We start from the raw sequence: 4,190 nt of genomic DNA, 5'->3' as shown, positions 1-4,190 counted from the left end.
TCCAAAGCATGTCCCGCAAGGGAGACTGCTGGGACAATGCCGTGGCCGAGTCGTTTTTCGGGATTATGAAAACCGAGCTGGTTTATCATGAACGCTACGAAGGTCATCAGGACACCTTGCATTCCATTTTTGAATATATTGAGGTGTTCTACAATCGGCAGAGAAGGCACTCAACATTAGGATATCTCTGCCCGGCTGAATATGAAAAACAGAAAGTGAAACTTTGCGCTTGACCGTGTCCACTTTTTTCGGGAAAATCCACTTAATAGCTTTTTTCGCTGTGCACGCTCAACACCAACGTCCCCTTAGACACAAATTCTTTAACCGTCAAACCTTTTGACAAACATTGACAGCCAATACCTGTTGCTATATCATTTTAAAAATTGCCAGCGATAGGAGCATGAAAAAACATGGAAAATACACTACCTTTCGGTGAAATTCTAGAGGCTGCCGACAAACTGCCAATTGCTGATCAGGAATCATTAAGGGATATTTTGGCAAAAAGAATCATTGAGCGACGCCGGGATGATCTTTCACAGGAAATAAGGGAAGCAAGGGAAGAATATGAGGCCGGGCAGTGCAAGCCGGTGACGCCAAATGAACTCATGAATGAGTTGTTGTCTTGAAGCGCTTATTGATAAGATCATCAGCGTTTGTTCGAGCTGCCAGAGCGGTAATTAAGAAAAGGCCCCAAGATGCTGAAAATATACGGTTAGCTTTAGAACAGCTATGTGATAATGCCATTCAACCCAAACTTAAAACACATAAATTAAAGGGAAAACTTGCCGGGTCCTGGGCATGCAGCGTGGGGTACGACCTTAGAATAGTATTCAGATTCGGAAAGCATCAAGAACAGGAAGCAGTTTTTCTGGAAACGATTGGAACCCACGAAGAAGTTTACTGACCTGAAATTTTTGTCCTCAATATCCGTAAACCGTAATATGCAGCCTGTATGTCAGATCTGTTTCTTACTCAGCCCTTAGTCCTCGACACTTGCCGCTATTCCTTTATTTTTTATGGGCATCTTTGAGCGAACCGAAGGCGGCCGTTCTTATCCGGCCGGCACCCGGTTCGGACAAAAACTTCGCGTCCTTTGCGCCTTCGCGGTTCAATCTTTTTTTAAAGCTATGGACGACCAAATGTCGATTTCCGAGCTCTTTAAAGGCGTTAGCCTTTTTGCTGATCGTTTCACCCGATCAGGAAAAAAACTTAAACAAACCCTTTGCGTCCGTTGCGCCTTCGCGGTTCAAATTCTTAAAACCAGTAACCAGAAACCTGTAACCAATAACCCTGAATGTTGAACCTATTTTCGTTGCTTAACAGCTTTTTCAATCAGAAGTGAGAAACCAATAACCCAATGGATGTACCTCTAATCCCAATTTCTATATATCAAGAATGAAGCCCCTTTGTTTTGCTTGACCAATTTTGAAGCAACCTGTAAAATAAATTCATTAAAAATGAAGGCAGGTGCACCATGCAATCAATTAAAGAAATAGAAAATCAAATATTACAATTAAGTCCCGATGAATTGGCCGCATTCAGGCTTTTTAACGCTAAATTTAAAGGACCCAAAAAGTGCTGTAAAGTTGGAGGCAAATATGAGGACAGAAAAAGTAACCTTTAATGTGCCGGTTGATATACTGGCATCCCTGAAGATAGGGGCGAGAGGATTAGAATCGGATATGAGACGCTCACTTGCTGTCCAGTATTACAAGAGCAAGCGACTGTCTTTGGGAAAGTCGGCAAAGCTCGCGGGAATGAATCGTATTGACTTCATGGATCATCTGGCATCAGAGGGGTGTGTGGTTTTTGACTATGACGAGAGTGCCTTAAAAGAGGAGTTGAAGGGCATAGAGGTACTTGAGGAGCTGAAACTTTGAAAGGCATCATCGTTTCTAATGCCACGCCGATTATTGCTTTTTCAAGGATAAACAGACTGGAGCTATTCCGGCAAATCACAGGTACGATCACGATTCCGCAAGAGGTTGAGAAAGAACTTTACGGGCACGGAAGGTCAGATGTGCCTGCTCTCGACCGTAGCAACTGGATAAAGGTCAAAAAGGTCAAGACTCGGGACGGCGTTGAGCTGCTGCTCCCATCTCTTGACAAAGGCGAAGCAGAGGTCATCGTTCTATCCAGGGAGTTGGGTGCCAGCTTGGTCATAATCGATGAATTGACGGCCAGAAAAGTGGCCATCATGATGGGACTGCCGATCATCGGCGCCGTAGGGTTACTGATTCATGCGAAAAGGACCGGGTTAATTAAGGAAGTCAAACCACTATTGGATGAAATGATCCGCCAGGGGATCCGTTATAAAGAAAATTTCTACAGGGAAGTCTTGAAAAATGTTAATGAGTTATAACGATGCATCCAAAATGCAACATTCAACACTTAAAACTCAAAACAGTTTTTCGTTAGCAGAGGTCCAAACCCAGTCTCAGTCCTCGTGACTCAGCACTGAATTTCGTCCTTGTTACTCGTTACTATTTACTTGTTACTATATCTATATCTTCCAGGCCTTTAAGAAAAGTTTGTCCGCTTCGTCCACAACGTCCCGCGAATTTACAACGTCCCGCGAATTTACGAGTATGTTAACTGCAATCTGCCCGTCAGGGCATGGTTGTGTACCGGGCACTGCATCTCTCCTGCAGGGTCGGTACGATTCAAATACCCTTAGCGTCCTTCGCGCCTTCGCGGTTCAGATATGCAATTCAAATTCCTTAACCGCCCGTTCGCTATGCTCACTCAAGACGCCAAGTACGCAAGGATAGACTTAAAAATCCTGTCAGAAAGAAACTATCCAGGCACCTTTGGGCGAACCGAAGGCGGCCGTTCTCTTTGGGCCGGCACCCGGTTCGGGCAAAAACTTCGCGTCCTTGGCGTCTTTGCGGTGAAAAATTTAAAGAAATTAACCAATAATCCAATGGACGTCCCTCGAATCCACATCCCTAATGAACGAATGAATAGGACCTTTCAAAATGTCAAAACCAAAAAACTTCGCCATCATCGGCGCTGCCGGATTTGTAGCGCCTAAGCATCTGAAAGCGATTAAAGATACCGGCAACAATATCGTTGCTGCGCTGGACAGTTCCGACTCCGTCGGCATCCTGGACAGCTTTTCCTTTGATGTCGATTTTTTTACCGAATTCGAACGGTTTGATCGCCATGCCGAAAAGCTCAAAAGATTAGGAGATGAGAAAAGAATCCATTATGTCAGTATTTGCTCGCCCAATTACCTTCACGACGCTCATATCCGGTTTGCCCTTAGGATCGGCGCGGATGCGATTTGTGAAAAACCGCTGGTTTTAAATCCCTGGAATCTGGATGCCCTGGCTGAAATCGAAAAAGAGACCGGCGGAAAAATCTTCAACATATTGCAACTGCGGCTTCATCCATCAATTATAGCGTTAAAGCAAAAAATTGAAAAAACAACGGCGGCTAAAAAATCCGACATTATCCTGACTTACATCACCTCCCGGGGGAAGTGGTACCATCACTCCTGGAAGGGGGATATGAAAAAATCAGGCGGCATCGCCACCAATATCGGGATACACTTTTTTGATATGCTGATCTGGATATTCGGGAAAGTGATCCGTCACGAAGTTCACGTTAAAGACGAAGAAAAAATGGCGGGTTTTATTGAGCTTGAAAAGGCAAATGTCAGATGGTTTCTTTCCGCGGATCGAAATGATCTGCCGGATGTTGCCAAAAGAAACGGCAACACCACATTTCGATCCATTACTGTTGATGAGGAAGAGATCGAGTTTTCCGGCGGTTTTACAGATCTTCATACCCTGGTTTATAAAGATATTCTATCAGGCGGCGGTTTCGGCATTGAAGATGCACGGCCCTCTATCACTCTTGTCCACCAAATCAGAGGGGCCGAACAGAAAGTAAGCAAAGGTCGCAATCATCCATTGATTAGATAGAATACCCGAATAAGCTGTATAATATAAACTCAGGCTGATTGATTTTGATGATCCTTCCTTCTCAAAGGATCATTAAAAAATATAAAAAAATCTCCGCGTCTCAGCGCCTCTGCGAGAGAAAAAAACGTCAGTGGTGTCCGTGTAGGTCTGTGGTAAAGGTCGATCTGGAGGTATAATGGACTATTTTGTTCACGAATCAACATATGTTGACGAGGGCTGCGAGATCGGCCAGGGAACAAAAATCTGGCATTTTTCCCACAT

5 protein-coding genes are annotated in these 4,190 nt (G+C 44.3%); all 5 read left to right on the top strand.

Going from position 1 to position 4,190, the window contains the following annotated elements:
• Positions 1–233: IS3 family transposase (locus P1P89_22455; GenBank protein MDF1594283.1), on the top strand; the 233-nt coding region annotated here is incomplete at its 5' end.
• 177 nt (positions 234–410) lie between these two features.
• Complete coding sequence (locus tag P1P89_22450; protein MDF1594282.1) at positions 411–626, top strand: hypothetical protein; 216 nt, start codon at positions 411–413, stop codon at positions 624–626.
• A 972-nt stretch (positions 627–1,598) separates the two neighbouring features.
• A complete protein-coding gene (locus tag P1P89_22445; protein ID MDF1594281.1) occupies positions 1,599–1,880 on the top strand; it encodes a UPF0175 family protein in 282 nt (93 codons plus the stop codon).
• Positions 1,877–2,362, top strand: a complete 486-nt coding sequence (locus P1P89_22440; GenBank protein ID MDF1594280.1) for a DUF3368 domain-containing protein — start codon at positions 1,877–1,879, stop codon at positions 2,360–2,362. Before P1P89_22445 ends, P1P89_22440 begins: the two co-directional genes overlap by 4 nt.
• 616 nt (positions 2,363–2,978) lie before the next feature.
• On the top strand, positions 2,979–3,929 hold the full coding sequence (locus P1P89_22435) for a Gfo/Idh/MocA family oxidoreductase (GenBank protein MDF1594279.1): 951 nt from the start codon (positions 2,979–2,981) through the stop codon (positions 3,927–3,929).
• Positions 3,930–4,190 lie beyond the last annotated feature (261 nt).

Source organism: Desulfobacterales bacterium (assembly GCA_029211065.1).
Taxonomy (GTDB): domain Bacteria; phylum Desulfobacterota; class Desulfobacteria; order Desulfobacterales; family JARGFK01; genus JARGFK01.
The sequence above is the reverse complement of the archived record's forward strand: the minus strand, read 5'-3'. Positions and strand labels throughout refer to the sequence as shown.